The organism is Microbacterium sp. ER1, from assembly GCF_023383675.1.
Lineage (GTDB): Bacteria > Actinomycetota > Actinomycetes > Actinomycetales > Microbacteriaceae > Microbacterium.
In genome coordinates this window covers 1-25,612 of record NZ_QCXO01000118.1, presented here as the reverse complement: position 1 = coordinate 25,612, position 25,612 = coordinate 1, and the positions used below count along the sequence as shown (strand labels likewise).

Genomic DNA, 25,612 nt, shown 5'->3' with positions numbered 1-25,612 from the left:
ATCGCGGCGCCTCTGCGTGGCGCGTTGGCGCGCGCCCGCATATCGCGTATCACTTCGGAGGGTGTTATGTTACTGGGGTGCAGGTGGTCGGCACCCCGCCCCGGCCACCTGCGCATCTTTTCGCGTCACCGCGGGAATGTTCGCGCCGCTCATCGCGGTTGTCTCGGACATGACCCGCATCGGCTCCAGTGACCTCGACGTCTTCCCCCTCGCCCTCGGCGGCAACGTGTTCGGCTGGACGGCCGACCGTGACGCCTCCTTCGCCGTCCTCGACGCCTTCGTCGACGGGGGTGGCGACTTCATCGACACGGCGGACTCCTACAGTGCGTGGGTTCCCGGCAACGAGGGCGGCGAGAGCGAGACGATCATCGGAGCGTGGCTCGCGGCGCGGAAGCCCCAGGGCGTCGTCGTCGCGACCAAGGTCAGCCAGCACCCCGCCTTCCGCGGTCTCTCGGCGGGGAACGTGCGCCGCGCGGCGGAGGCATCGCTCGCTCGTCTCGGCGTCGACGAGATCGACCTCTACTACGCGCACTTCGACGACGAGTCCGTGCCGCTGGAGGAGACGGTCGAGGCGTTCGGCGCCCTCGTCACGGACGGGCTCGTGCGGCACGTGGCGGTGTCCAACTACACCGCCGACCGCATCCGGCAGTGGATCGACATCGCGGACCGCCTCGGCGTCGCGCGACCGGTCGCCGTCCAGCCGCACTACAACCTCGTGCACCGCAACGACGTCGAGGACACCATCATCCCCGTCGCCGAGGAGTTCGGGCTGAGCCTCGTGCCGTACTACGCGCTGGCGAGCGGCTTCCTCACCGGCAAGTACCGATCGACGGACGCCGGGGGAGAGGGGTCTCCGCGGGCCGCCGGCGCTGCGAAGTACGCCACCGAGGCGGGACTTCGGATCATCGACGCGCTGGACGAGATCGGCAGAGCGCACGGCGCCTCGGTCGCCGCGACGGCCCTGGCCTGGCTGCGTGCGCAGCCGACCGTGGTCGCGCCCATCGCGAGTGCCCGGACGGTGGATCAGGTGCCGGATCTGCTCGCCGGAGCGCGGCTGGAGCTGTCGTCCGAGGAGGTCGAGCGCCTGAACCGCGTGTCGGCCTGGACGCCGCCGCAGGGCTGACCCGCTCTCACCGACCGACGAGGCCGAGCCGGTGCGCGAGGATCACGGCATGGATCCGGTCCCGCGCCCCGAGCTTCGCCAGGATCCGCCCGACGTGCGTCTTCACCGTGGACTCGCCGACGTAGAGCGACGCCGCGATCTCGGCGTTCGTGAGCCCCTGGCCGATCGCGATGAACACCTCGCGCTCGCGTTCGGTCAGGGAGCGGTACCCGGCGTCGTCGACCTCGTCGAGAGCGCTGGCTCCGAGCTGCGAGCCGACGTGCTCCAACAGCACGCGGGTCACCCGCGGCGCCAGCGCGGCGTCTCCGCGATGGACGGCACGGACGGCGGAGAGCATCTCCTGGCGCTGGGCGTCTTTCAGGAGGAACCCGCTGGCACCGGCCCGGATCGCGCCGAAGGCGTACTCGTCCAGATCGAAGGTCGTGAGGACGAGCACCTTCGTCTCGGGATGCGCGCCGACGATGGCGGTCGTCGCCGCGATCCCGTCGAGCTCCGGCATCCGGATGTCCATGAGCACGAGGTCGGGGGCGAGTGCGGCGCTCTGCGCGATCGCCGCCCTCCCGTCGGCGGCCTCCCCGATGACGACGATGTCGGGTTCCGCCTCGAGGACCATGCGGAACCCCAGGCGGATCAGCTCCTGGTCGTCGACCAGGAGCACGCGGATGGGTGATGTCATCTGTTCTCCTCCTCTGTCGGCAGCACGGCGCGAAGGATCCATCGGCCCGCACCGTCCGGCCGCGACTCCAGTGTGCCGTGGACGTGGGCGGCGCGTTCCTGGAGACCCCGGAGACCGAAGCCTCCCTCGCCCGGAGAGCCCGCGACGCCGTCGTTGACGATCTCGACGACCACGGAAGCGGGCGTGTACTCGAGTCGCACGGATGCGGCGGTCGCGGTCGGCGCGTGCCGCATCGCGTTCGTCAGCCCCTCCTGCACGATCCGGCCGAGCGCGTGGGCGACGTCGGACGAGACGTCCGCGTGGCCGGTGGTGGCGAGGGTCACCGGATACCCGGTCCGCTGCGCGGCCGCGACGGTCTCCTGCGGGGATGCGGGCGAGACCGGCGCGAGGAGGAGCGGGGCGTCGTCGTCCCGAAGCACCCCGAGCATCGCCCGCATCTGGGTGAGCGCGCTGCGGGCGGTGTCCGCCGCAGAGGTGGCCGCCGCGCGCGCCTGTTCGCGGTCCGGGGTGGCGGCCGCTCCCTCGGACAGCGCCACGACCACGGTCAGGGAGTGCGACACGATGTCGTGCATCTCGCGTGCGATCCGCGCCCGCTCCGCCGCAGCGGCGAGCTGCGCCTGCTGGTCGCGCTCCACGAGGAGCTGCCGGGAGCGGTCGATGACGGCGTCCAGGTAGCGCTTCCGGTTGCCGACGTTCGCGCCGATCAGGGTGCCGATCAGGCCGAGCACGACCGTGCCGAGCAGGGCGTTGACCGCCTCTTGGAGTGTGAAGATGCCGGCCCAGAGGAGAAGCCCGGCTCCCGAGGCGCTGGCGGCGACGCCGATGCCGAAAGCCGTCCACGCGGCACGGGTGGAACGGTAGACGGCGAGGGAGTAGCCGGCGAACAGCAGCAGCGGGCTGCTCCCCGGCAGCGCGGTGAACAGGAGGAAGACGTCGAGCAGGATCGCCGCGATCGCCGGGAGCCACGGCTTCCGTCGGCGCCAGAGCAGGGTGGCGGAGGCGGCGACCACGCAGAGCGGCAGCAGGGCGGCGAGCACGAGCCCGACGGGGCCGCGGTCGGCATCGTCGACGCGCGCGGCGGGTGTGATCGTGAGGACGATGCAGATCAGGGTGAGCAGGACGTCGGCGAGGACGGGATGGCGCGCCCAGAAACGCCGGAACACGCCGGGAGGACGAGGGAGCCGCAGCCCCTCGTCCTCCCGGACCGTGTCCGTTCCGCGTCGCTTCGCCGGCACCCGGTCTCCTACGCGTCGCGCGTGCGAAGGACGGCCCACGCGGCCAGCAGACCGCCGACCACCCAGCAGCCGAGGGTGAGGAAGGCGACCGGCGCATCCAGCGTCGCCGTTTCACCGGGCAGGATCGCGCTCTGCGCGGCGGCGACGGGGAGGTAGGCGGAGGCGTCGATCACCCAGGCCCAGGCCTCTCCCGCCATCGCGAAGAAGCTCGCGACGATCGGCAGGACGAACAGCAGACCGACCGTCGCCGCGATCGCTCCGGCACCCGAGCGCAGGATGAAGCCGAAGGCCACGCCGATCAGCGCGAAGACGGCCATGGCGAGGGAGGCGACCACGATCGGCAGGACGGAGGCCGCGGGGTCCGACCAGTCGATGCCCTGCTCCCGTCCTGCGACCACGGCGGACACGGCGGCCGCCGCGGCGCCGAAGATGACCAGCGACGACAGGAACAGGAAGCCCGCGAGCACGAGGGCCTTCGCCAGCAGCACGGACCCGCGGATCGGGTCGGCGGTCAGCGTCGAGCGGATCATGCCCGTGGAGTACTCGCCGGTGACCGAGATCGCCCCGATGATGCCGGCGAGCAGCATCGTGAACTGGATCGGCATGACGACGGCCTGGATCGGGTCGAACCCGGGGGCATCGATCGCCTGGGCGATGAGGACGGCGATGCCGATCGTCAGCACGGCGGCGATCGCGATGGACCACCACGTCGACCGGAGGGTGATGAGCTTGATCGCCTCGCCGCGCACGGCGCGTGCGAAGGTGAGGCGCCGACCCGAGTCGACGGCAGGGGGCGCGACGGCCGGGGTCGTCACGGCGGGGGCGGCGGTCATGAGAGCTCCTTCGTGCGGTACTCGACGGCGTCGCCGGTGAGGGCGAGGTAGGCCTCTTCGAGGGATCCGGTGGTCGGGGTGAGTTCGTGCAGCGGGATCCCGCGCTCCGCGGCGAGGTCGCCGATGCGGGCTGCCGGGAGCCCCGCGATGTCGAGCAGATCGGGAGCGGCGCTGACGATCTCCACGTCCGGACCGCCCACCGCGGCCACGAGGTCGGTGGGGCGGGGTGTCCGCACGCGCACGCGGTTTGTCGTCCAGGAGCGCACCAGCTCGGCCAGCGGAGCGTCGGCGAGGACCTTGCCCCGTCCCATCACGATGACGTGGTCCGCGGTCTGCGCCATCTCGCTCATGAGGTGACTGGACAGCAGGACCGTCCGGCCCTCGGAGGCGGCATGCCGGACGAACTGGCGCACCCAGCGGACGCCCTCCGGGTCGAGGCCGTTGACCGGCTCGTCGAGGATGAGGGTGTGCGGGTCGCCGAGCAGTGCGGAGGCGATCCCGAGGCGCTGCCCCATGCCGAGGGAGAACTTCCCGGCGCGCTTTCGGGCGACCGCGCCGATGCCGGCGAGCTCGATGACCTCGTCGACGCGCGACGTCGGGATGCCGTGCGTGGCGGCCATGGCCCGGAGGTGGTCGCGTGCGGTCCGTCCGGTGTGCACGGCCTTGGCATCGAGGAGCACGCCGACCTCGGTGAGGGGCGCCCGGAGCTTGCGATACTCCTGGCCGGCGACGGTCGCCCGGCCGGCCGACGGACGGTCCAGCCCGACGATCATGCGCATGGTCGTCGACTTCCCTGCGCCGTTCGGTCCGAGGAAGCCGGTGACGGTCCCCGGCTGCACGGTGAAGGACACGCCGTCGACAGCGGTCTTGTCCCCGAATCTCTTGGTGAGGCCTTCTGCGGTGATCATGGTCCCCACGCTACGGACCGTCGGGGCGCGGCGCGTCCTCCCGGAGGACGATTCCCCGGTGCGGTGCGATCGTCCTCCGGGAGGACGGCGCCGTGGAGGACAGGTGCCGGCGGAGGCTCCGATAGTGTCGAGAGGTGACTCCCGCCCGCCGCCTCCCCGCCCCTCTGGCGCTCGGGGGAGCCGTCGCGATCGGGGTCATGACCGCGATCCAGGCGCGCATCAACGGGGTCCTGGGCGTGCGCGTCGACAACGGCATCGTCGCCGGCTTCCTGTCCTTCGCGGTGGGGCTCGTGGCCCTCGCCGTCGTCATCTCCTTCCTGCCTTCGGTGCGCGGTGGTGCCGCGCGCCTCGGCCGCGGCATCCGCGACCGGAGCATCCCGTTCTGGATGCTCCTCGGCGGAGCCTGCGGCGCTCTCACCGTCTCCACCCAGGGGCTGACGGCGGGCATCCTCGGCGTCTCCCTCTTCACGGTGGGTGTCGTGGCAGGGCAGACCCTGCACGGCCTCGTCCTCGACCGCATCGGCTTCGGGCCGGCGGGCGTCGTGGCCGTGACCCCCGGCCGGGTGATGGGCGGCGTGCTCGCGCTCGCCGCGGTGGGGATCTCCCTCTCGGGCGATGTGCTGGCGACCGCCCCGCTGTGGATGCTGCTGCTGCCCTTCGCCGCCGGTGTCGGCATCGCCTGGCAGGCCGCGACGAACGGTCGGCTGGCCCAGCGCGTGCAGTCGCCGATCGCCGCCACCCTGATGAGCTTCATCGCGGGGACCCTGGTCCTGGCGGTCGCCGCCGGCACCAGCGTCGCCGTGCGGGGGTGGCCGGCCGCGCTGCCGACCGAGCCCTGGCTCTACCTCGGCGGCTTCCTCGGTGCGGGCTACATCCTGCTCGGCGCCTTCATCGTCGCACACACGGGCGTGCTGCTCATGGGGCTGGGATCGGTGCTCGGGCAGCTCGTGACGTCCGTCGTGATCGACCTGCTCTGGCCGGCGCAGGCGGGACCGGCGCTGTGGCAGGTGATCGCGATGGTCATCGTGGCGGTGGGCTCGGTGCTGGTCGCGGTGCCCTGGCGTCGACGCCGGCTCTAGGAGCGGCTCTTCTTCGCGGCCTTCTTCGCCTTCTTCTTCGCCTTCTTCTTCGCCTTCTTCTTCGCCTTCTTGCGGGCCTTCTTCTCGGCCTTCTTGCTCTCGGCCTCCTGCGCTGCCGCCTCGGCTGCCGCGCGCTCCTCCGGAGAGAGCTTCGGCGGCCGGGTGAGAAGCGCGCGGGCGTCGACCGTCTTGCGCCTGCCGGGACTCTTGCCCTCGGGCTTCGCGCCGACGTAGAGCCAGCCGAGGAGCTCCTCGTCGGGGCCCAGCCCGTGCATGCGCGCCACGGGCTCTGAGCGCGTGTAGTGTCCGGTGCGCCAGATGACGCCCCACCCCGCCTCATCGAGCAGCAGGCTCAGCACATGCGCGACGCCGGAGGCCACCGCCTCCTGCTCCCAGCGCGGCACTTTCTCGCTCGGACGGTAGCTCGCGACCACCGCGATGAGGAGCGGAGCCCGCAGCGGCTTCGTCGACGGCTCCGCGTCTCCCTGGGCCTCGGCGATCGCGGCACCGAGCGCCTCGCGGTCCGCGCCGCGCAGCTCGATCAGACGCCAGGGGCGCAGCGAGGAATGGTCGGCGACGCGGCCGGCGGCGCCGACGAGCGTCACCAGCTCCTCGCGCCCCGGGGCGGTGTCGCCGACCTTCGACCAGGACTGCCGTGCGCGGACGGCGTCGAGGGCGCTCACGACTCGTCGGGCGTGAAGTTCAGCGCGATCGAGTTCATGCAGTAGCGGTCACCGGTGGGGGTGCCGAAGCCGTCCGGGAAGACGTGGCCGAGGTGCGAACCGCAGGTCGCGCAGCGGACCTCCGTGCGCACCATGCCGAGACTGTCGTCCTCGAGCAGCTCGACCGCATCCGGCCGGACCGACTCGTAGAAGCTCGGCCAGCCGCAGCCCGAGTCGAACTTGGTGCCGCTCTTGAAGAGCTCCGCACCGCAGGCGCCGCAGGTGTAGAGGCCGGCGCGCTCCTCATCGAGCAGCTCACCCGTCCAGGCGCGCTCGGTCGCCGCCTGGCGCAGCACGGCGTACTGCTCTTCGCCGAGCTCGTCGCGCCACTCGTCTTCGGTCTTGTTCACGCTGTAGGGCATCGTGTCCTCCTGAGTCCTCTCCATTCTCTCTCGTGCGGAGCGCCGGTGGCGCTTCGCGTCAGAATGGACGCATGACCGACGCCGTGCAGGAGCGCTATGCCCGATTCGCGGCGACGGAGGCTCCTGGGCGCAGCGCGCTGTACGCGGAGTGGGCGGCCGGGGTCGCCGCCGACCCGGAGATCAGGCAGCTTCTGCGACGGATCCCGCCGACCCGACGCCAGCCGCCCCTCGTCTTCGCCGTGTCCCGCCTGCTCGGCGCCGGTCACGGATCGTACCGGCAGTGGCGTGAGTTCGTCCTCGCGCAGGCCGACGGGCTCGTCGCCGAGTGCACCCGGCGCGCCCTGCAGACCAACGAACCTCTGCGGACCGCCGCTCTGCTGCCCGTGCTCTCCGAGATCGACGGGCCGATCGCACTGCTGGAGATCGGCGCCGCGGCGGGCCTGTGCCTCTACCCCGATCGCTACTCGTTCCGCTTCACCGACCGTGACGGACACGTCCGCCGCGCCCTCGATCCCCTCGATGGCCCCTCGACGGTGCTGCTGGAGAGCACCGTGTCCGGAGACCTGCCGCCGCTGCGCCTGCCCGAGGTCGTGTGGCGCGCGGGCATCGACCTCGCCCCCCTGGACGCGGCGGCCGCCGACGACCGGCGCTGGCTCCGCGCGCTCGTGTGGCCGGGGGAGGAGGGGAGGGAACAGCGCATCACCGCCGCGCTCGACATCGTCGCCGCCGACCCTCCGCTCCTCGTCGCCGGCGACGCGGCCGCCCACCTGGACGATCTGGCGGCGTCGGCTCCGGCGGACGCCACTCTGGTCATCACGACCCCGGGTGTGCTGGTGCACATCCCGCGGGCGGAGCGGACGGAGCTCGTCGCGACGATCGCGGGACTGCCGGCGCACTGGGTCACGATCGACCCTCCCAGCCTCCTCGACGTGTGGGAGCCACCGGTCGCCGCGGAGACCTGGCCGGGCTTCGTCGTCGCGCACGACGGCGGCGTGCGCGCCGCCGCGGATCCGCTCGGCGCGTGGTGGGAGTGGCGCGCCGGGGATCGCCGTCCGACGACCTAATCTGAGGGCATGTCCGCAGACCACCTCACGGAGCGCGATCGCGCGATCCTCGCCCTGGAGGCCGCCTGGCCCCGCCACGGCGGCATGAAGGAGGAGGTCATCCGCAGCAGGCTCGGCATGAGCGCGGCGCGGTACTACCAGCTACTCGGGCGGCTGATCGACTCCGAGGCCGCGCTCGAGTTCGACCCGATGCTCGTGCGGCGGCTGCGTCGGCTCCGCGACGCCCGCGGCGCCAGACGGGCCGCGCGGATCCCCGGCTTCACCGGCTGAGCGGACGCCGACCGCACGGATCGGGCCCGTCGCGGACCGGTTTACCAGGGACGTGCCGCTAGCATCGAGGGGTGTCCAAGCCCCCCCGTGACCGTTTCGACGAGGTCCCCCGTTCCACCGGACGCGTAGGAGCGCACCGCGCCGAAGCCCCGGGCATGAACGGCTGGGTCGTGCTGCTGTGGTCGTTCGTCGCCGCCCTCGTGCTCATCATCGCCGGCATCTTCGGCGCCCTGGCCGTCATGGGGCGGATCGAGCTGTTCCCCGATGCCACGCCGTCCGCGGTCGCCACGCCGGAGGAGACCGGGGTGATCGACCCGACCTACTCGGTGCTGATCCTCAACGCGACCCCGGACAACGGCCTCGACGACCAGATGCGCGACACCCTCATCAACGCCGGCTGGGCGGCGGACACGGTGCTCGCCAGCGACAGCGAGAGCGACGAATTCGCCACGACGACCGTCTACTACGTCAGCGCCGAGGACGAGGAGGCGGCCAGGGGCCTCGCCGGCGTCATCGGCGGTGCCGAGGTGCAGCAGAGCGATTACTACGCGGGTCAGACCGAGGACGGCCAGAAGCAGCTCACCATCGTGATCGGCGTCGACCGGGCCGCGTCGGTGCCCGAGACTCCCGCGCCCTGACGCCCGTCTCACTCTCGGATCGCACGGCTTGCACTCGATGGTGTCGAGTGCCAGAATGGCGTTAGCACTCTCTCACTCTGAGTGCTAAACCCACCGTCTACGTCCAGGAGGGACGACAAAACTCATGGCAAAGATCATCGCCTTCGATGAGGAGGCCCGCCGCGGCCTCGAGCGTGGCCTCAACATCCTCGCCGACGCGGTCAAGGTGACCCTCGGCCCGCGTGGTCGCAACGTCGTGCTCGAGAAGAAGTGGGGCGCCCCCACGATCACGAACGACGGTGTCTCCATCGCCAAGGAGATCGAGCTGGACGACCCGTACGAGAAGATCGGCGCGGAGCTCGTCAAGGAGGTCGCCAAGAAGACCGACGACGTCGCCGGTGACGGCACGACGACCGCCACGGTCCTCGCCCAGGCCCTGGTCCGCGAAGGCCTGCGCAACGTCGCGGCCGGTGCCGACCCCATCTCCCTCAAGCGCGGCATCGAGAAGGCCGTCGCCGCGATCACCGAGGAGCTGCTGAGCACGGCGAAGGAGATCGACTCCAAGGAGCAGATCGCCGCGACCGCCTCGATCTCCGCCGCCGACCCCGCGATCGGCGAGCTCATCGCCGAGGCCATCGACAAGGTCGGCAAGGAGGGCGTCGTCACCGTCGAGGAGTCGCAGACCTTCGGCACCGAGCTCGAGCTCACCGAGGGCATGCGCTTCGACAAGGGCTACCTGAACCCGTACTTCGTCACGGACCCGGAGCGCCAGGAAGCCGTCTTCGAGGACCCGTACATCCTCATCGCGAACCAGAAGGTCTCCAACATCAAGGACCTCCTGCCGATCGTCGACAAGGTGATCCAGGACGGCAAGGAGCTCGTCATCATCGCCGAGGACGTCGAGGGCGAGGCTCTCGCGACGCTCGTGCTGAACAAGCTCAAGGGCATCTTCAAGTCGGTCGCCGTCAAGGCTCCCGGCTTCGGCGACCGTCGCAAGGCGCAGCTGCAGGACATCGCGATCCTCACGGGCGGCCAGGTCATCACCGAAGAGGTGGGCCTGAAGCTCGAGAACGCCACGCTCGACCTGCTCGGCCGTGCGCGCAAGGTCATCGTCACCAAGGACGAGACCACGATCGTCGAGGGTGCCGGCGAGGCCGACCAGATCGAGGGTCGCGTCACGCAGATCCGTCGCGAGATCGAGAACACCGACAGCGACTACGACCGCGAGAAGCTGCAGGAGCGCCTGGCGAAGCTCGCCGGTGGCGTGGCCGTCATCAAGGCCGGTGCGGCGACCGAGGTCGAGCTCAAGGAGCGCAAGCACCGCATCGAGGACGCCGTCCGCAACGCGAAGGCAGCCGTCGAGGAGGGCATCGTCCCCGGTGGTGGCGTCGCGCTCATCCAGTCCGGCACGAAGGCGCTCGACGCTCTCTCGCTCGAGGGCGACGAGGCGACCGGTGCGAACATCGTGCGCGTCGCGATCGAGGCTCCGCTGAAGCAGATCGCGCTGAACGCCGGTCTCGAGCCGGGCGTCGTCGCCAACAAGGTCTCCGAGCTCCCCGCGGGCCAGGGCCTGAACGCCGCCAGCGGCGAGTACGGCGACATGTTCGCACAGGGCATCATCGACCCGGCGAAGGTCACGCGTTCCGCGCTGCAGAACGCCGCGTCGATCGCCGGCCTGTTCCTCACGACCGAGGCCGTCGTCGCCGACAAGCCCGAGAAGGCTGCTGCTCCCGCGGGTGACCCCACGGGCGGCATGGACTTCTGATCCTCTGAGAGGTTCAGAGACCCCGTCTCACACAGAAAGCCCCCGGCTCCGGCCGGGGGCTTTCTGCGTCCCTCAGCGGAAGAGGCTCGCCGAGTACTGATCCGCTTCGGCGTACTGGGTGGCCACGGCGCCGAGCGATGTGCCGATACCGTCCAGGACGAGCTCGACGTGCTGCTGGGCGCCCTGCCACTCCTCGGCGCAGCTCTGGAAGGCGGCCGAGGCCGTGCCGAGCCACGCGGTCTGCAGTTGCCGGAGCTGAGACATGAGCGTGGCGGATTCGGCGCGCAGGCGCTCGATGGTGGCGCGGGTCGCGGCTTCTGCCGCGTGGACGGCGTCGGTGTCGACGGTGAAGACGGTCATGGGATCTCCCTTCGAGGAAGCTCCGACGGTACGGGGGCTGCAGCGCCGTCGGAGAGGCGAGACCGCGTCCGGTCCGGAAGCCGGGAGAAGGGACGCGCCGCGAGAGATCTGTGCAGGAACGAGTGCCTACGGGAGGTCGTCGAGCCGCTCCAGCGGCTGAGTGTCCTCGAGGAGATGCTCCGGGGTCGAGCGCGCGGGGGCGAGCGGGAGCGTGACGGTGAAGGTGGCGCCGCCTCCCGGGCTCTCCGACACCGCGATGTCGCCGTTGAGCGCCTTGAGGATGGAGGCGACGATCGCCAGCCCCAGGCCGGAGCCGCCGGTCTCCCGCGCGCGGGAGGTGTCGGCTCGCCAGAACCGCTCGAAGATCTGCTCCCGGATCTGCGGCGGGACACCCTCGCCGTGGTCGACGATCGAGATGCTCGCGGTGCCCGCCGTGCGGTCGGAGTCCACGACGATCTCTATCGGGCTGTCCTCGGGGGAGAAGCGGCGGGCGTTGCCGAGGAGGTTCGTGACGACCTGACGGACCTTGTTCTCCTCGCCGAGCACGATCGGCGGTGTACGCACCGGGATGTCGGCGACCTCGGTGAAGTCGATGGCCGGCGGCTGCTCCTGCGGCCGCGCGCGGCGACGAAGGCGCGACAGGGTGGCACGGGGGCGCGGCTTCGGCGCGGGCTCCGGGGCGATGGGCACCACCGGGGTGCGGATGGGTGTGGTCGGGACGTTCTCGAGCGTGCGGTCGATCACGGAGATCGTGCGGCCCGGAGCTGCGGCCCGCACGTCGAGGGCGGCATCGCGCGCGATGGGGCGGAGATCGAGCGGGACGATCTGCGGCTCGCGCTCCTCGTCGAGCCGGGCGAGCGCGAGGAGGTCCTCCACGAGGACGCCCATGCGGATCGCCTCCTTCTCGATGCGCTCCATCGCCCTGGCGGTGTCCTCCTCGCCCTTGATCGCGCCCATGCGATACAGCTCGGCATAGCCGCGGACGCTGACGAGCGGAGTGCGCAGCTCGTGGCTGGCGTCGCCGATGAAGCGTCGCATGTGCTGGACGGTGCGATCGCGCTGGGCCAGGGAGCGATCCACCCGGTCGAGCATCGTGTTGATGGCCGCGTTCAGGCGCCCGACCTCGGTGGTCGGCTCCAGGTCGGTGAGCCGCTGCCGGAAGTCGCCGGCGGCGATCGACATGGCGGTCTGCTCGACCTGCCCGAGCCGGCGGAACGTCAGCGTCACGAGGCCGCGGGTGAGAAGAGCCGCGACGAGGATCGTGATGAGGGCGATGGTGATGTAGATCCCGAAGTACTGGCTGATGATGCGGTCGGCCTCGGCGAGGGGGAGCGCCACCATCTGGATGCTCAGCGGGTCGCCCTCCTGCTGCACGACGGCCGCGGCGGCGTGGTAGACCCGGCCGTCCGTGTCCTCGAGGGCGAGCACCTGATCCTCATTCGCCTGGGCGTCCGACAGGGAGTACTCCGCGGGGAAGACCGGGGCACGACCGGAGGCGCTGGGGGCCGTCGCACGCAGGGCGCCCTCCGCATCGTAGATCGCGAAGGAGAAGTCGCGGGGCTTCTCGTCCCGCGGGGTGTACGTGGTGACGCCGTCGATGGTCGTGGTGTCGAAGTACCGGTCGACGAGGTCGCTGGTCACCAGTGCCGGAAGCTGCGCGTTGATGTTCTCGACCAGGGCGTTCCGCAGCAGCGGCACCGTCCCGATCCCGGCGACGAGGAGACCGAGGGCGAGCACGGCGACCGTGACGCCGGTGACCTTGGCACGGAGGCTGATGCGCCGCCACCAGGCGGTGACCGCATCCGGCTTGTGCGCCATGCGGTCCTCCCTCGTGCGGCGGCGATGCCGTCCGGGGACGGCGGGTGCGGGCTCGACGGTCTCAGACCGTCTTGCCCACCTTGAGCATGTACCCGAAGCCGCGCTTCGTCTGGATCAGCGACTCCTCCGTGTGCGGATCGATCTTGCGACGCAGGTACGAGATGTAGCTCTCGACGATGCCGGCGTCGCCGTTGAAGTCGTACTCCCAGACGTGGTCGAGGATCTGCGCCTTCGACAGCACCCGGTTCGGGTTCAGCATGAGGTAACGGAGGAGCTTGAACTCGGTCGGGCTCAGGTCGATCGGCTCCTTGCCGACGTGCACGTCGTGCGTGTCCTGGTCCATGGAGAGCTCGCCGGCGCGGATGATCGACTCCTCGTCGGCCTGCATCGTGCGGCGGAGGATGGCCTGGGCCCTGGCGACGATCTCGTCCAGGCTGAACGGCTTGGTGACGTAGTCGTCGCCGCCGGCGTTCAGGCCCTCGATCTTGTCCTCCGTGCCGTCCTTGGCCGTGAGGAAGAGGATGGGGGCGGTGAATCCGGCGCCGCGGAGGCGCTTGGTCACGCTGAACCCGTTCATGTCGGGGAGCATGACGTCGAGGATGATGAGGTCCGGCTCCTCCTCGAGGACGGCGGAGATCGTGGCGGCGCCGTTGGCCACCGTCTTCACCTGGAACCCGGCGAAGCTGAGACCCGTGGAGAGCAGGTCGCGGATGTTGGGCTCGTCGTCGACGACCAGGATGCGCGCAGCAGTCATGACCCCATTATGGTGACTTCGGCCATGCGCGGGCTGATTATCCTGCGGAACGGCGTGGATGCGGTCGATCCGTCGGCGGGTGGATGTGCCGCACAGGCGGCCCGGGGGAGGATCGAGGCATGAGTTCGATCGAGGACGCCACCGCCGCCCCCGTCACCCCGTCCGCGCCGTCCCCCGAGGTGTCCGAGCGCGGGCTCGAGTACCACCGTCTGGCGCTCCTCCGCCCGCGCCCCCGGTGGTGGAAGCCGCTCCTCACCGGCCTCCTGGGCATCGCGTTCTACCTCGCGATCCTCGTGCTCGTCGTCGTGCCGCTCGTGGTCGTGTCGGCCCTGGTGCCCGGGTGGGGCGCCGAGCTGCAGATGCTGTTCCGGACCACCGCGTACTTCCAGCTGGACCGTCCGTGGCTCCTCGTGGCGCTCGTGCTCCCGCTCATCCTCATGATCCCCGCCCTGCTCCTGGCCTCGCGGGTCGTTCAAGGACGAGGCGTCGGGCTCCTGTCGTCGGTCACCGGGCGGCTGCGGATGGACTGGCTCGGTCGGAACCTCGGGCTGGCGTCCGCGGTGTTCGTCGTCTACTTCGCCGTGGTGCTCGGCTGGTCGGCGGCCCTCGGCGATGCGGTGACACCGGACTTCTCCCACCCCGGGCTCCTGCTCATGGTGGTGCTCCTGCTCGTGCTGATCCCGTTCCAGGCCGCCGCGGAGGAGTACGTCTTCCGCGGCTATCTCATGCAGCTCGTCGGGACCTGGCTCCGGCACCCCGCCTTCGCGATCCTGCTGCCGGTGCCGCTGTTCGTGCTGGGGCACGGCTACGACGTGTGGGGTGCGGCGAGCGTCGGCCTCTTCGCCGTCGTCGCCGCCTGGCTCACGTGGCGGACGGGCGGGCTGGAGGCGGCGATCGCGCTGCACATCGTGAACAACCTGATGATCTTCCTGCTCGGCTCCGTCGCCGTGGTCGATGCGAACGCCACCTCGGGGTCGCCGGTGGATCTCCTGGGCTCGGCCGCGGCGATGCTCGTCTTCGCCGTCGTCGCAGACCGCTGGGCGCGCCGGAGAGGGATCACCCGGACCGCGTCGCCCGCCGCCGTCGCCCGCGGAACGCATCTCCTCCCGGGGAGGATGCACGGCTGAGCGCCGCGACCCTGTTCAGGCGGCGATCGCCTCGGCGTCCATGATCGTGTAGCTGTACCCCTGCTCCGCGAGGAACCGCTGCCGGTTCTGCGCGTAGTCCTGGTCGATCGTGTCGCGGGCCACGAGCGTGTAGAAGCTCGCGGTGTGGCCGGACTGCTTGGGGCGGAGCAGCCGCCCGAGCCGCTGGGCCTCCTCCTGCCGGGAGCCGAACGAGCCGGACACCTGGATGGCGACCGACGCCTCGGGGAGGTCGATGGAGAAGTTCGCGACCTTCGACACCACGAGCAGCGAGATGTCGCCCTCTCGGAACGCCCGGTACAGCTCCTCGCGCTCCTCGACCGGGGTGGATCCGGTGATCTGCGGGGCGTCGAGCGCCTGCGAGAGCGCGTCGAGCTGGTCGAGGTACTGACCGATGACCAGGATCTGCTCGCCCTGGTGGGCCGCGATCAGCTCGCGCACCGCATCGATCTTCGCCGGTGCGGAGGCCGCGAGCCGGTAGCGCTCGTCGTCGGTCGCCGCCGCGTACTCCAGGCGGTCCGCCGGGGGGAGGTCGACCCGCACCTCGAAGCAGGCGGCGGGGGAGATGAACCCCTGCGCCTCGATCTGCTTCCAGGGGGCATCGAAGCGCTTGGGGCCGATGAGACTGAACACGTCGCCCTCGCGGCCGTCCTCGCGGACCAGGGTCGCGGTGAGGCCGATCCGGCGCCGCGCCTGCAGGTCGGCGGTGAGCTTGAACACCGGGGCGGGCAGCAGGTGCACCTCGTCGTACACGATGAGGCCCCAGTCCAGGGCGTCGAGGAGCGCGAGGTGCGCGTACTCGCCCTTCCGCTTCGCCGTGAGGATCTGGTACGTCGCGATCGTGACGGGCTTGACCTCCTTGGCCTGCCCGGAGTACTCGCCGATCTCCTCGGGCGTGAGGCTGGTGCGCTTGAGCAGCTCGTCCCGCCACTGCCGTGCGGACACGGTGTTCGTCACGAGGATGAGCGTCGTGGTCTTCGTGGCGGCCATGGCCCCCGCGCCGACGATGGTCTTTCCCGCCCCGCAGGGGAGGACCACCACGCCGGAGCCGTCCTTGGAGAAGGCATCGACCGCGTCCTGCTGGTACGGGCGGATGGTCCATCCGTCTTCGGCCAGCTCGATCTCGTGGGGCGTGCCGGGTGTGTAGCCGGCCAGGTCTTCGGCCGGCCAGCCGATCTTCAGCAGCTCCTGCTTGATCTGGCCGCGGGCCCATGCGTCGACGACGAAGGTCTCCGGCGTGGGGTGCCCGATGAGCAGCGGCTGGATGCGCTTGTTGTTCGCGACCTGGGCCAGCACGGCGGGGTCGGTCGAACGCAGGATGAGCACGCCCTCGTCGTCGCGCTCGATGACCAGGCGCCCGTACCGGTTGACCGTCTCACGCAGGTCGACCGCGACGGAGGGCGGCACCGGGAAGCGCGACCAGCGGTCGAGCGTCTCCAGCATGTCGTCGGCGGTGTGCCCGGCCGCGCGGGCGTTCCACAGACCCAGGCGCGTGATGCGGTAGGTGTGGATGTGCTCGGGGGCGCGCTCCAGCTCGGCGAAGATCGCGAGCTCGTGACGGGCGCTCTCGGCGTCGGCGTGGGCGACCTCGAGGAGCACGGTGCGGTCGCTCTGGACGATCAGGGGGCCATCAGACATAGCTGACCAGTCTACCGGCCCCTGGCCGCACGGGGCCTAGGTCGGGACGACGGTCGCGGCGCGGATGCTCGACACCGGCAGGGTGCGCTCGACATCGGCCGCCCTGTCCCTGCCGCGCAGCCGACCACCGCCGATCCCGGTGGCTTCGAGGAGGAGATCCCTGGTGGATCCGTCCGGCATGCCGACCGTCACCCGCAGCACGGCCTTCGCGCGCACCGCCGCCTCCAGCTCCCTGTCCAGCCACGCGGCGTCCGCGTCGGGGCCCTGGTGCTCGCGCAGCCGGGCGATCAGCGGTCCGTAGTCGGGGGCGGGAGCGTGGTCGGGAACGGCGGCCGGATGGCGCGTGCGCACCGCGACGGTCCCGTCGCGATCGACGAGGGTCGCCGGATACCGGGCATCCGTCAGCGCCCAGTACACCGTGTCCTGCCCGACCTTGGTGGTCAGCGAGCCGACGTGCGCGGTGAGTCCGAGAGGGCGGAGCGACTGGTCGACCGCCATGGCCTCGAGGAGGTGCGCGTCCGTGCTCTCCACCCGGGTGCGCCCCGTCTCGTCGTCCACGGAGACCCGCACGAGTCCGTGGCGCTGGCCGGTCTGCGCGACGAGGTAGCCGAGGGGCTGGGGGATGCCCGTGAGCGAGAGGCCGCCGAGGAACTCCAGGATCGAGGCCTCGTCCTCTCCCGCGGCGAAGGCGTGCGCCACCGACTCCGCGGTGAACCGGTACGACGAGGCCTGGGAGGCCGACTCCCGGCGGGCCATGGTGCGCAGGCGCACGTCCAGCGCGGGCTGCAGAGGACCGGGGGCGATCGCGGTGAGGTCGTTCTGGAGGAAGATCCGGTCCACCTCTGCGGGCAGGAGCGCGGCGAGGGCGGAGGGGTCAGCCGCCGCGCCGCGCCGCAGGGCCTCGGACCAGGCGGGTTCGGAGCCGTCCTCCGCGACGAGACCGAGGAGCCGGGCGCCTTCGAGCTGCCGCGCCGCGTCTTCCGGCCAGGCCGGGTCCCAGGGGTGGGCGCGGTGCCACTGCGTGAGCGGGAGCCACCCTCCCGGCTCCGTGCGCACACCGCGGGGCAGCGCGTCGCGGAAGGCCGTGGCCAGCACGCTCCAGCGTGCGATCGCGGGGGAGCGCAACCACTCCTCCGCGGCGGCCGTCGTGCGCAGCAGTCGATCGCTCGGCGTCGCGAGCCCGGCGCGGACGGCGAGGGTCACCAGAGGATCGACGCTCTCGACGGGGAGGCCGGCGTCGGCGAGCTGGCGTTTCTGCCCCGCGCTCACGGCGCCGCCCATGAGCAGCGCGAAGGGCTGATCCCTGGCGAGGAGGAGGATGTCGGCCACCGCGCCGACGGTGGTGAAGGCGCGTTCGGCGGCGTGTGCGGCCACGGACTCCGTGGAGGCCGGCGCCGCCGTCTCGTCCGGCACCGCGGGGCGGGTCTTCCCGGCGACCGCTTCCGCCACCGGCGGGTGCGGGGTGCCGTCGGGGCGGAGGAGGGCGAGGGCGATCAGGCGCTCCCGCTCGGCGCCGACGACGCTCCCGGAGGCGGCATCGAGAAGCGCCGTGGCCTCGGCGGCGGTCAGAGCGGGCAGCACTCGGGCGATCGAGGACGGCTCCAGCAGCGCCTCCGCGGCGTCGAAGAAGTCCTGCCATCCGGCATCCGGACGGACGCCCCGTGCGCTCAGCAGCGCCGTCAGCTCGTCATCGCTCGCCGCAGCCAGGTGATCGGCCAGCGGGCGTGCGTGCGTGCTCATCGGTGCGGCCTCACCGACGCGACTCTGCGCGGCTCTTCCGCACGAAGCTCATCACCAGCAGCACGATGATCATGACGAATGCGAGCGGCAGACCCCAGTAGGGGATCGCGGCTATCACGGGCCACAGTCCTTCGCCGAAGGCCGCCCGGTCCATGCCCAGCGCCGTGCCGATGATGATGACGAAGAAGCAGATCACCGCCGCCGCGGCGATGCCGAGCGCGGTGAACGCCAGGATGCGGTCGATCCGACGGATGGGGACCTCCGGTCCACGGCTCTGCGTACTCATCCGCCCCAGCCTACTCGCACGCCGGGAAGCCGCTCCGATCCGCCCGTGACCGGTAGGCTGGGGGCACGCGCACGAGCGCGTCCCGTTCTGCATTTCGATCCCAGCGAGGTTCTCCCATGCCCACCGGCAAGGTCAGGTTCTACGACGAAGACAAGGGTTTCGGCTTCATCGCCAGCGATGACGGCCAGGACGTCTTCCTGCACGCCTCCGCGATGCCCGCCGGCACCGCGGTGAAGGCGGGTGCGCGCGTGGAGTTCGGCGTGGCCGACGGCAAGCGCGGCCTCCAGGCGCTGTCGGTGCGCGTGCTCGAAGCGCCGCCCAGCCTGGCGAAGGCCAAGCGCAAGCCCGCCGACGACATGGCCATCATCATCGAGGATCTCGTGAAGCTCCTCGACGGCATCGGCGGCGATCTGCGCCGCGGCCGCTACCCCTCCTCCAGCCACGGTCGCAAGATCGCGGCCGTCCTGCGCAAGGTCGCCGATGACCTCGAAGCCTGACGCCGACGCGCGTCTCGTCGAGGCGCACGACCTCGCGCTCTCCGCTCTGCGCGAGATCACACCTGCCGCCACGATCGGCCCGGCTGCCGGGTTCATCCCGGAGGACGACGGATCCGTCTCCCTCCGCTTCGAGAACCGGCTCCCCGGCTACCCCGGCTGGTACTGGACCGTGACGGTCGCCCGCGTGGACGACGAGGAGCCCACCGTCCTCGAGGTCGAGCTGCTCCCCGGCGACGGCGCGCTGCTCGCTCCGGAATGGGTGCCGTGGGCGGAGCGCCTGGCCGAGTACCGCGCGCACCAGGCCGAGCTGGCCGAGGCGGCGGCCGGCGGCGGAGACGACGAGGCCGACACGGACGACGAGAACGCCGACGGCGAGCTCGACGACGACGGCATCGACGATGACGAGCTCGACGAGGACGGCTCCGACATCCTCCACGCCGGCGACCTCGACGGGGTGGACATCGATGAGCTCGACGACTCCGAGGACGACGCGTCCGACGAGGACGACGAGCCCGAGGACGACGAAGCCGAGGACGACGAGGCAGACGGCTCTGAGGAAGACGACGCCGACGCCCGCGATGCGGACGCCGGCGACGAAGAGGAGTGAGCCGGGCGATCAGCCGCCGAGGTTCTCCTGCACGAAGTCGATGGCACGGATGAGCTGACGCACGTCGTCCGGCTCGATCGAGACGAAGGTCGCCACCCGCAGCTGGTTGCGGCCGAGCTTGCGGTACGGCTCGGTGTCGACGATGCCGTTCGCGCGCAGCGCCTTCGCGATCGCCGCGGCGTCGACGCTGTCGTCGAAGTCGATGGTCGCGACGACGGGCGAGCGCTGCGCCGGATCGCTGACGAAGGGCGTCGCCACGGCCGAGGCCTCGGCCCAGTCGTACAGCACCGAGGAGGACTCGGCCGTACGTGCCGCAGCCCAGCCGAGCCCGCCGTTGTCGAGGATCCAGCGCAGCTGGTCGTCCAGGAGCAGCAGCGTCGTGAGGGCGGGGGTGTTGAGCGTCTGGTTGAGCCGGGAGTTGTCCACCGCCTGCTTCAGGCTCAGGAACTCCGGGATGTACCGCCCGGAGGCGGCGATCCGCTCGATGCGGTCGATCGCGGCGGGGGAGACCGCGGCGAACCAGAGACCGCCGTCGGAGCCGAGGTTCTTCTGCGGGGCGAAGTAGTAGACGTCGGCCTGCGCCATGTCGAGGTCGATGCCGCCCGCGGCGCTCGTCGCGTCGATCACCGTGAGCGCCCCTTCCGCGTGGACGCGCTCGATCGGCGCGGCCACGCCGGTGGAGGTCTCGTTGTGCGGCCAGGCGTACACGTCCACACCCTCGACGAGCTCGGCGGCGCTGCGCGACCCGGGCTCGGCGGAGCGGACGTCGGGAGCCTCCAGCCAGGGAGCGGCGGCGGCCTTGGCGAACTTGCCTCCGAACTCGCCGAACACGAGGTTCTGGCTGCGGCGCTCGATGAGGCCGAAGGCGGCGGCGTCCCAGAACGCGGTCGACCCGCCGTTGCCCAGGATGATCTCGTAGCCCTCCGGCAGACGGAAGAGCGCGGCGAGCTGCTCGCGGACGCTGCCGACGAGGTTCTTCACGGGCGCCTGACGATGCGAGGTCCCCAGGATCGAGGCACCCGTCGTGACGAGCGACTCGAGCTGCGCACCGCGCACCTTCGAGGGGCCGCAGCCGAAGCGGCCGTCAGTGGGCAGGAGGTCACGGGGAATCTCGATCGCCATGGCTAGATTCTAGGGGGATCGCGCCGCCGTTCCTCCCGCCTGCGCCCCGTCCGATGTCGCCGGAGGAATGTAGGCTTGCCTAAGAACTTTCGGAGGGCCACATGACGGATCTGATCGACACCACGGAGATGTATCTCCGCACCATCCTCGAGCTCGAGGAGGAGAACATCGTGCCGCTGCGGGCGCGCATCTCGGAGCGCCTCGGCCACTCCGGTCCCACCGTCTCGCAGACCGTCGGACGAATGGAGCGCGACGGCCTCGTCGTGGTGTCCGAAGACCGCACGCTCGAGCTCACCGACGCCGGACGCCGCAAGGCCGTCGACGTCATGCGCAAGCACCGCCTCGCCGAGCGCCTGCTGTCCGACGTGATCGGGCTGGACTGGGCGTTCGTCCACGAGGAGGCCTGTCGCTGGGAGCACGTGATGAGCGAGCAAGTCGAGCGCCGTCTCGTCGAGCTCCTCGGTCACCCCACCGAGTCGCCGTACGGCAACCCGATCCCGGGACTCGACCAGCTCGGCGACCTTCCCGCCCGCACTTTCGACGAGGGCGTCATCGGCCTCGTGCAGCGGCTGAACGCCGCGGGCGAGCCGGTCGAGGGGACGGTTCGCCGTCTCGCCGAGCCGGCCCAGGTCGACCCCGAGCTCCTGGAGCAGCTGCGTGACGCGGGCGTCGTCCCTGGCGCGCGCGGAGACTTCCGCTTCAACGAGGGCTATGTGCTCATCCAGATGGACGGCAAGGAGGAGGGTCTGGAGCTCCCGGTCGAGCTCGCCTCGCACATCTTCCTCGTCGGCGAGCCCGCCTGATCGGCTCACCGAGGATTGTCAGTTTCCCAGGGTGACATGATCGTTATCTTCCGGTAACCTCGGTCAGGTCCTCAGCGAAGAAGCCCGCTGGGGGCGAACCGCGAAGATCCGCCTTCCGGCTCGTCGTCTTCCCGAGAGGGATGCGCTCGAACCCGAGCAGTGCATCCCTGCCCTGGGGCAGAGAGTGTCGACGAGCCAGCGCCACCCGAGGTGCGAGGGCTCAGGAGGACCACGTTTTGGCCGCAGACATCGAACCGACCGCGAAGACATCTGAAGACCGAGTACCCGCCCGACGCTCCGGCGCCCGGGTCGGCGTTCGGAAGATCGCAGCCCCTCTCCGGTCGGTGGCGATCTTCGGTGCCGTCGGCGCCCTCGTCGCCGCCGTCGCGCTCCCCGCCTACGCGGCGTCGAAGCCGACGGATGCCACCGCGCAGACCGTCCAGCAGCTCGCCGCCGTCGACGCGCAGTCGCTGGTCGTCGCCTCGGAGGCCACGGCCGCCCCGCTCGTCCGCGGTGCCTTCAGCGCCACCACGCCCGAGGAGATCGAGAAGAAGAAGGCCGAGGAGGCCGCTGCCGCCGCCGCCCGCGCCGCAGCCGCCGCCGCGTCCGCCTCCACGCCCTCCTCCGGCACGTTCAACACCGCGGGGTACGCGCTCGTGGCTCCGGGCTCGGGCGAGGTCCGCTATCCGCTGCCCCTCGGCTCCTGGAATGTCAGCCGCACCGTGGGCGGCGGTCACAACGGCGCCGACATGCTCGCTCCGGCCGGCACCCCGATCTACGCCGCCGCCTCGGGCGTCGTGCGCGCCTCCGCCGAGAGCATCGGCGGCTACGGCGTCGCGGTCATGCTCGACAGCGTCGTGGGCGGCCAGCGCGTGCAGACCACGTACGGGCACATGCTGTACGGGTCGCGCCAGGTGCAGGCCGGCCAGACGGTCGCTGCCGGTCAGCTGATCGGCTACGTGGGCAGCACCGGACGCTCGACCGCGAACCACCTCCACTTCGAGGTCTGGATCAACGGCGGCCTCGTCGAGCCGATGTCCTGGCTCTCCGTCAACGCCGGCTGAGCGGGACACGTTCTCGGTCATTCACCTCCCGTTTCGCCGCGGTCCGCGCGGGATGGGTTAGCCTGAACCCGTCGTCATACAGGCGGGAGAGGCTGATGGAGCGTACACCGAGCATCCGAACCATGGACGCTCTCGGTCGTCACGTCCTTCGGCATTGCCCGCAGGAATGCCGCGGTCCAGCCGCGCGCGAAAGGCGCCGTCTCTAGACGGCGCCTTTTCTCGTCCCTGCGAACACTCTTCCTCCTGCACGACGTCGTGTGAGTCGAGAGTGCCGGGAAGCCGTCCCGGCGGATCGAGAGGATGACGAATGCGCACACTGGTCCTGAATGCCGGATACGAGCCGCTGGCGATCGTGTCCTTCAAGAGAGCCCTCGTCCTGGTCATGAACGACAAGGCGACGGTGATCGAACGCGTCGAGGACGACCCCGTCTGGGGCAGCCACGGCGTCTACGACCGCCCGGCGGTGATCATCCTCTCCCGCTACGTGCGCGTCCCCACGAGCCGGCGCGTCCCGGTGACCCGCCGCGGCGTGCTGCGACGCGATGGTCATCGCTGCGGATACTGCGGCAAGGCGGCCGCGACGATCGACCACGTCCTGCCGCGCTCGCGCGGCGGCGCGGACTCCTGGGAGAACCTCGTCGCGTGCTGCCTGCGCTGCAACAACCTCAAGAGCAACCGCACCCCGCAGGAGATGCGGTGGCAGCTGCGGTTCACGCCGCGCCCCCCGCACGGCACGGCGTGGACGGTGCGCGGGGTGGAGCGCAGCGATCCTCGCTGGGAGCCCTACCTCGCCCTCGCCGCCTGACGGACGGCGCGAGGGCGCGCAGCCCTGGTCCCGTAGACTGGGCTGCGCGCCCTCGTAGCTCAGCAGGATAGAGCAGCCCTCTCCTAAAGGGCAGGTCGCAGGTTCGAATCCTGTCGAGGGCACTCCCGCTTCCGCACGCGTCAGGGTCGGCCGCGCCGCCACAGCTTCGACGGCCACCAGATGGCCTTGCCGATGTCGTAGGCCAGGGCCGGGACGAGCAGCGAGCGCACCACGAAGGTGTCCAGCAGCACTCCGAACGCGACGATGAACGCGAGCTGCACGAGGAAGAGGATCGGGATCACCGACAGCGCCGCGAAGGTCGCCGCCAGGACGAGGCCCGCGGAGGTGATGACGCCGCCGGTGATGGAGAGCCCGCGGAGGATGCCCTCCCTCGTCCCGTGCTGCTTCGACTCCTCCCGCACCCGCGTCATGAGGAAGATGTTGTAGTCGATGCCCAGGGCGACGAGGAAGACGAAGCCGTAGAGCGGGACGGCGGGGTCGGCGCCGGGGAAGTCGAAGACGCCGTTGAACACGAGCGCCGAGACGCCCATGGCGGTGCCGAAGGACAGCACCGTCGTCAGGATCAGCAGCACCGGCGCGAGGATCGAGCGCAGCAGCAGCATGAGGATGATCATGATCACGACGAGGATCACCGGGATGATGAGGTTGCGGTCGTGGATGGACGCGTCGTTCGTGTCGATCGAGGTGGCCGTCACCCCGCCCACCACGGCTCCGAGGTCGTCGAGCTCTCCGCGCAGCTCGCGCACGGTGGAGGCTGCGGCGGCGGAGTCGGCGGCGTCCGTCAGCGTCCCCTGCAGGAGCACCTGACCGTCGACCGTCGTGGGCTCCGGAGCCGGGGTCCCCGGAGGGCCGACGGCCGTGATCCCGTCCGCCGTCACCGGAGCGGACCCGCTCGGGGAATCGGCTGCGGTGACGGTCACCCCGTCGATCCCGTCGCTCGCGAGGAGCACGTCGGCGGTATCCTGCAGCCGGTCCTCGTCCACGATCACGGAGACCGGGCTCCCCGAGCCGCCGGGGAAGTGCTCGCCGAGCGCGACCTGGCCGTCGCGCGCCTCCGAGGCCCCGAGGACGAGGTCGGACTGCGGCACCCCCTGAGCGTCCAGCTGGGTGACCCCTGCCGCGCCGGCGAGGAGGACGAGCGTGGTCGCGATCCAGATCACGCGGGGACGCTTCTTGATGAGGCCGGACAGTCGCGCCCACAGCCCGGTGGTGCGCATGCCGTGCTCCTCGGCCACGACCTCGGGCTCGAAGCGGGGACGCCGCGGCCAGAAGACCGCGCGCCCGAACAGCAGCAGCAGCGAGGGCAGGAGCGTGAGCGCGGACAGCATCGCGAACACGATGCCGATCGCCGCGACCGGGCCGAGGGTGCTGTTCGACTTCAGGTCGCTGAGCAGCAGGCACAGGAGCCCCGCGATCACGGTGCCCCCGGACGCGACGATCGGCTCGACCGACCCCTTCCACGCGGCGAGGAGCGCGACGCCCTTGTCCTGCGCGACCCGCAGCTCCTCCCGGAACCGCGCGACGAACAGCAGCGCGTAGTCGGTGGCGGCGCCGATCACGAGGATGAAGAGGATGCCCTGGGTCTGCCCGCTGAGCAGCAGGATCTCCCACTTCGCCAGCCACCACACGACGAGGAGCGCGACGCACAGGGCGAACAGGCTCGTGGAGAGCACGACGAGCGGCAGCAGGAACGAGCGGTAGACGAGGACGAGGATCACGAGCACGGCGAGCAGGGCGACGCCGAGGAGGAGGCCGTCGATGCCGGCGAAGCCGGCGGCGAGGTCGGCCGTGAAGCCCGCAGGACCGGTGATGTAGACCGTGATGCCGTCCGGCACCGCGGCGCGCAGCTCGTCTCCGAGAGCGGTGGTGGCATCGCTGAGCTCGGCGTCGCCGTCGATCGGGATGAAGGCCTGGACGGCTCGGCCGTCCTCGGACGGAAGCGCCGGGGAGACGTCGTCAGCGACGCCCTCCACGTCGGGCGCGTCGGCCACCGCGTCGGAGATCGCCTCGAGCTCGGACGGCGTCAGCTCCTCCTCCGAGGTGAACACCGCGATCGCCGGGATGGCGTCGCTGTCGGTGAACTCGCCGAGGAGTTGCTGCACGGTCGTGGCGTCCGCGGACTCCGGGAGGTAGGTGGTCTGGTCGTTCGACGACACCTCGTCGACCTTCCCGAACAGCGGACCGCCGAAGGACGCGCCCGCCAGCCACACCAGGATGAGGGCGACGGGCAGGAACACCCGCAGCCAGGAGTGGCGTCGGGTGCGCGCGCGGGTCGGCGGCGTCGGTGCGGGGGCGGGG

General features: G+C 71.1%; 26 protein-coding genes and 1 tRNA gene. 13 read left to right on the top strand and 14 right to left on the bottom strand.

Features of this window, described 5'->3' with window-relative positions; translation table 11 throughout:
- Positions 1-169: 169 nt before the first annotated feature.
- Positions 170-1,123 carry an aldo/keto reductase gene (locus BV453_RS02135; protein WP_249520770.1) on the top strand — a complete coding sequence of 318 codons (954 nt, stop codon included), beginning with the start codon at positions 170-172 and terminating at the stop codon, positions 1,121-1,123.
- A 7-nt stretch (positions 1,124-1,130) separates the two neighbouring features.
- On the opposite strand, the gene BV453_RS02130 is transcribed toward BV453_RS02135, so the two are convergent.
- From BV453_RS02130 to BV453_RS02115, 4 genes are read right to left on the bottom strand one after another with little or no spacing between them, the layout of a single operon-like run.
- Positions 1,131-1,799, bottom strand: a complete 669-nt coding sequence (locus BV453_RS02130) for a response regulator transcription factor (protein ID WP_085606212.1) — start codon at positions 1,797-1,799, stop codon at positions 1,131-1,133.
- Positions 1,796-3,034, bottom strand: coding sequence for a sensor histidine kinase (locus BV453_RS02125; protein ID WP_249520761.1), 1,239 nt, complete (start codon positions 3,032-3,034; stop codon positions 1,796-1,798). Before BV453_RS02125 ends, BV453_RS02130 begins: the two co-directional genes overlap by 4 nt.
- Positions 3,035-3,042: 8 nt before the next feature.
- On the bottom strand, positions 3,043-3,867 hold the full coding sequence (locus tag BV453_RS02120; protein WP_249520760.1) for an ABC transporter permease: 825 nt from the start codon (positions 3,865-3,867) through the stop codon (positions 3,043-3,045).
- On the bottom strand, positions 3,864-4,775 hold the full coding sequence (locus BV453_RS02115; RefSeq protein ID WP_025105520.1) for an ABC transporter ATP-binding protein: 912 nt from the start codon (positions 4,773-4,775) through the stop codon (positions 3,864-3,866). Before BV453_RS02115 ends, BV453_RS02120 begins: the two co-directional genes overlap by 4 nt.
- Before the next feature lie 164 nt (positions 4,776-4,939).
- Between BV453_RS02115 and BV453_RS02110 the strand changes: the two genes are divergently transcribed.
- Entirely contained in the window at positions 4,940-5,854 is a 915-nt protein-coding gene (locus tag BV453_RS02110; RefSeq protein ID WP_249520769.1) for a DMT family transporter, read from the top strand.
- Here the strand turns inward: BV453_RS02110 and BV453_RS02105 are convergent.
- Both BV453_RS02105 and msrB read right to left on the bottom strand, forming a co-directional pair.
- On the bottom strand, positions 5,851-6,537 hold the full coding sequence (locus BV453_RS02105; protein WP_374209020.1) for a nitroreductase family protein: 687 nt from the start codon (positions 6,535-6,537) through the stop codon (positions 5,851-5,853). The genes BV453_RS02110 and BV453_RS02105 overlap by 4 nt on opposite strands.
- On the bottom strand, positions 6,534-6,938 hold the full coding sequence (msrB, locus tag BV453_RS02100; protein ID WP_025105523.1) for a peptide-methionine (R)-S-oxide reductase MsrB: 405 nt from the start codon (positions 6,936-6,938) through the stop codon (positions 6,534-6,536). The genes BV453_RS02105 and msrB overlap by 4 nt, the downstream gene beginning before the upstream one ends.
- A 71-nt stretch (positions 6,939-7,009) precedes the next feature.
- Here msrB and BV453_RS02095 point away from each other — a divergent pair, with 71 nt between their 5' ends.
- The 4 genes from BV453_RS02095 to groL all read left to right on the top strand — a co-directional run bounded on the left by BV453_RS02095 (position 7,010) and on the right by groL (position 10,654).
- The gene (locus BV453_RS02095; RefSeq protein WP_249520759.1) at positions 7,010-8,002 is read left to right on the top strand and encodes a DUF2332 domain-containing protein; all 993 of its coding nucleotides are present in this window, start codon (positions 7,010-7,012) and stop codon (positions 8,000-8,002) included.
- Positions 8,003-8,011: 9 nt separating this feature from the next.
- The gene (locus BV453_RS02090) at positions 8,012-8,272 is read left to right on the top strand and encodes a DUF3263 domain-containing protein (RefSeq protein WP_085606204.1); all 261 of its coding nucleotides are present in this window, start codon (positions 8,012-8,014) and stop codon (positions 8,270-8,272) included.
- A gap of 71 nt (positions 8,273-8,343) precedes the next feature.
- The gene (locus BV453_RS02085; RefSeq protein WP_308195660.1) at positions 8,344-8,910 is read left to right on the top strand and encodes a LytR C-terminal domain-containing protein; all 567 of its coding nucleotides are present in this window, start codon (positions 8,344-8,346) and stop codon (positions 8,908-8,910) included.
- Positions 8,911-9,034: 124 nt separating this feature from the next.
- Entirely contained in the window at positions 9,035-10,654 is a 1,620-nt protein-coding gene (gene groL, locus BV453_RS02080) for a chaperonin GroEL (RefSeq protein WP_025105526.1), read from the top strand.
- A 72-nt stretch (positions 10,655-10,726) separates the two neighbouring features.
- On the opposite strand, the gene BV453_RS02075 is transcribed toward groL, so the two are convergent.
- From BV453_RS02075 to BV453_RS02065, 3 genes are all read right to left on the bottom strand, one after another.
- Entirely contained in the window at positions 10,727-11,014 is a 288-nt protein-coding gene (locus BV453_RS02075; RefSeq protein WP_249520758.1) for a WXG100 family type VII secretion target, read from the bottom strand.
- Positions 11,015-11,140: 126 nt separating this feature from the next.
- Positions 11,141-12,832: a cell wall metabolism sensor histidine kinase WalK gene (locus tag BV453_RS02070; protein WP_085606199.1), complete on the bottom strand. Its 1,692-nt coding sequence runs from the start codon at positions 12,830-12,832 to the stop codon at positions 11,141-11,143.
- 61 nt (positions 12,833-12,893) lie between these two features.
- On the bottom strand, positions 12,894-13,586 hold the full coding sequence (locus BV453_RS02065; RefSeq protein WP_025105529.1) for a response regulator transcription factor: 693 nt from the start codon (positions 13,584-13,586) through the stop codon (positions 12,894-12,896).
- Positions 13,587-13,705: 119 nt separating this feature from the next.
- On the opposite strand from BV453_RS02065, the gene BV453_RS02060 reads away from it, so the two are divergent.
- Positions 13,706-14,713, top strand: a complete 1,008-nt coding sequence (locus tag BV453_RS02060) for a CPBP family intramembrane glutamic endopeptidase (protein ID WP_249520757.1) — start codon at positions 13,706-13,708, stop codon at positions 14,711-14,713.
- A 15-nt stretch (positions 14,714-14,728) separates the two neighbouring features.
- On the opposite strand, the gene BV453_RS02055 is transcribed toward BV453_RS02060, so the two are convergent.
- The 3 genes from BV453_RS02055 to BV453_RS02045 are packed head-to-tail and all read right to left on the bottom strand — an operon-like array spanning position 14,729 to position 18,395.
- Positions 14,729-16,369, bottom strand: a complete 1,641-nt coding sequence (locus tag BV453_RS02055) for a DNA repair helicase XPB (protein ID WP_025105530.1) — start codon at positions 16,367-16,369, stop codon at positions 14,729-14,731.
- Between the two features lie 36 nt (positions 16,370-16,405).
- A complete protein-coding gene (locus BV453_RS02050) occupies positions 16,406-18,109 on the bottom strand; it encodes a helicase-associated domain-containing protein (RefSeq protein WP_126893364.1) in 1,704 nt (567 codons plus the stop codon).
- Positions 18,110-18,119: 10 nt separating this feature from the next.
- Entirely contained in the window at positions 18,120-18,395 is a 276-nt protein-coding gene (locus tag BV453_RS02045; RefSeq protein WP_249520756.1) for a multidrug ABC transporter ATPase, read from the bottom strand.
- Between the two features lie 116 nt (positions 18,396-18,511).
- Between BV453_RS02045 and BV453_RS02040 the strand changes: the two genes are divergently transcribed.
- Together BV453_RS02040 and BV453_RS02035 are read left to right on the top strand one after the other, a co-directional pair.
- Complete coding sequence (locus tag BV453_RS02040; protein WP_025105533.1) at positions 18,512-18,892, top strand: cold-shock protein; 381 nt, start codon at positions 18,512-18,514, stop codon at positions 18,890-18,892.
- Entirely contained in the window at positions 18,876-19,499 is a 624-nt protein-coding gene (locus BV453_RS02035) for a DUF3027 domain-containing protein (RefSeq protein WP_249520755.1), read from the top strand. Before BV453_RS02040 ends, BV453_RS02035 begins: the two co-directional genes overlap by 17 nt.
- 9 nt (positions 19,500-19,508) lie before the next feature.
- Here BV453_RS02035 and serC read toward each other — a convergent pair whose 3' ends face one another.
- Positions 19,509-20,621 carry a phosphoserine transaminase gene (serC, locus tag BV453_RS02030; protein ID WP_085606193.1) on the bottom strand — a complete coding sequence of 371 codons (1,113 nt, stop codon included), beginning with the start codon at positions 20,619-20,621 and terminating at the stop codon, positions 19,509-19,511.
- 101 nt (positions 20,622-20,722) lie between these two features.
- Here serC and BV453_RS02025 point away from each other — a divergent pair, with 101 nt between their 5' ends.
- The 4 genes from BV453_RS02025 to BV453_RS02010 all read left to right on the top strand — a co-directional run bounded on the left by BV453_RS02025 (position 20,723) and on the right by BV453_RS02010 (position 23,415).
- Positions 20,723-21,424: a metal-dependent transcriptional regulator gene (locus BV453_RS02025; protein ID WP_025105536.1), complete on the top strand. Its 702-nt coding sequence runs from the start codon at positions 20,723-20,725 to the stop codon at positions 21,422-21,424.
- Between the two features lie 344 nt (positions 21,425-21,768).
- Positions 21,769-22,488, top strand: a complete 720-nt coding sequence (locus tag BV453_RS02020; protein WP_231729484.1) for a M23 family metallopeptidase — start codon at positions 21,769-21,771, stop codon at positions 22,486-22,488.
- Positions 22,489-22,795: 307 nt separating this feature from the next.
- Complete coding sequence (locus BV453_RS02015) at positions 22,796-23,293, top strand: HNH endonuclease (RefSeq protein ID WP_249520754.1); 498 nt, start codon at positions 22,796-22,798, stop codon at positions 23,291-23,293.
- Positions 23,294-23,341: 48 nt separating this feature from the next.
- A tRNA-Arg gene (locus BV453_RS02010) sits at positions 23,342-23,415 on the top strand.
- Positions 23,416-23,433: 18 nt separating this feature from the next.
- Here BV453_RS02010 and BV453_RS02005 read toward each other — a convergent pair.
- Positions 23,434-25,612: MMPL family transporter (locus BV453_RS02005; RefSeq protein WP_374209019.1), on the bottom strand; the 2,179-nt coding region annotated here is incomplete at its 5' end.